The sequence below is a fragment of the Burkholderia sp. 9779_493 genome (assembly GCF_015712215.1).
In the GTDB taxonomy this organism is placed as follows: domain Bacteria; phylum Pseudomonadota; class Gammaproteobacteria; order Burkholderiales; family Burkholderiaceae; genus Burkholderia; species Burkholderia cenocepacia.
In genome coordinates this window covers 1-1616 of record NZ_JACCQA010000092.1, presented here as the reverse complement: position 1 = coordinate 1616, position 1616 = coordinate 1, and the positions used below count along the sequence as shown (strand labels likewise).

General features: G+C 67.5%; 2 protein-coding genes and 1 pseudogene. All 3 read right to left on the bottom strand.

Annotated features, from left to right (window positions below; genetic code table 11):
* Window positions 1–198: pseudogene (locus H0X95_RS35620) on the bottom strand (hypothetical protein); the annotation flags it as partial.
* A gap of 71 nt (window positions 199–269) precedes the next feature.
* Window positions 270–1097: a hypothetical protein gene (locus H0X95_RS35615; protein ID WP_012493791.1), complete on the bottom strand. Its 828-nt coding sequence runs from the start codon at window positions 1095–1097 to the stop codon at window positions 270–272.
* Between the two features lie 122 nt (window positions 1098–1219).
* The coding region (locus tag H0X95_RS35610) for a tetratricopeptide repeat protein (RefSeq protein ID WP_080501956.1) at window positions 1220–1616 on the bottom strand (397 nt) is incomplete at its 5' end.

Sequence of the window (1616 nt, the reverse complement as noted above, 5' to 3'; positions counted from 1 at the left end):
CGTGCCGCCCGTCCCGCCGCTGCCGCCGTTGTTGGTCGTGCCCGATCCGCCGGACGCCGCGGGCGAGGAATTGTCGTCGCCACCGCCGCAAGCGGTCAGCGCCAGGCAGGTCAATGCAATCAGTGCAACGGTTTTCATCGGGATCACCTTCGGAACGAACAGGACGAACGCAGCCGGTGCGCGCGCATCGTGCCGCACGCACCGACCCTCACGAATCGGACATCAGGAATCAAGGCAATCGGCCGGCGGCCCTCGCCGGCCCGGCGACGTCAGTTGACCTGCAGCTGGCCACCGCGGCCCAGCCCGCCCTTGACGTCCTGCGCCTTGTAGCTGCGCAGCGCGACGACCATCTTGTTGTACGCATCGATGAACGCGACGACCGTCGCCTTGCCTTCCGGCGTCGCCGAGAAACCCGCCAGCGCACCCCCCACGCCGCCGCCGAACCCACCCAGCGCCGCGCCGTAGTTGGTCGCCGTCGAGCTGCCTTCCGACGCCGCGATCTGCACCGCCGAGCGCACGTCGAACAGCGTCAGCGTCACGACCGACGCCTTCGTCTGCAGGTGGCCCGCCACCGCCGCCACCGCGCTGTTGCCGATCAGCCCGCCGATCATGCTGCCGATCCCGCCGATCGGCGAATCGTTGATCACGATCTGCGGTTCCATGTAATAGTCGGCCGCGACACGCTGGCCCTTCTGCTGCTTCGAGCCCGCGCGGTATTCGCCCGAGTTGCGCTGCAGCTGCGTGATGCGCGACAGGCGCGCGTCGCTCTTCTGGTTGCCGATCGACGTGATCACGAAGCAGTTCGACTGCTGCACCGCCAGGCGCAGCAGCGGGTCGATCGTGGTCATCTTGGTCGCGCTGCCGAACGGGCCCCACCAGTCGGCATTGCGGCCGTCGTCGACCGCGATCGTGCCGAGCGGCGACGTGCAGCGCTGCAGTTGCGAATCGGCGCCGGCGCTCGCGCCGCCGGCCGCGGCGCCCGTCACGCCGGCGTTCTGCCCGCCGGGCGTCACCACGCCGCCGCAACCCGCGACGGACGCGCCAAGCGCTGCAACCAGCGCACCTTGGGTGAGACGTTGGAGAAGGTTGGTCTTCATTGTCGTTGTCGATCGATTAGAGTCGTTGTTCGGCTTATGTGTCCATGCGAACTTCGATAAGCCCCCCGGCGTGGCGCGCGATGGTGGTCTCCCCGCGGCTGCCCCCGTTGCTCGATGCCCGGTCAGTAGTACCAGTACGTCTGCTGCCAGACGCCGTAGTACGGATAGCCCGAGTACCAGTAGCCGTAATAGACGTCACGCCATTGCGTGCGCCATTTCCAGTCTTCTTCGTCTTCTTTCTTCGCCTTGCGCGCGAGATCGAGCAGCTTTTTCGATTCCTTGTCGCCGCGGCCGGCCGCGATCGACAGCCACTTCTCCGCTTCGCGCGCATCCGAGCCCATTTCCTCGAGGCCGAACAGGTAGAAACTGCCGAGCGCCTTCTGCGCGTTCAGGTCGCCGCGTTCGGCGGCCTCGCGCATCCACTTGAGCGCCTGGTAGCTGTCCTGGCGCACGCCGTCGCCGCGGAAATAGCGCAGGCCGAGGTCGTAGGCGGCCTTCGGCTGGGTCTTCGCGGTCTGC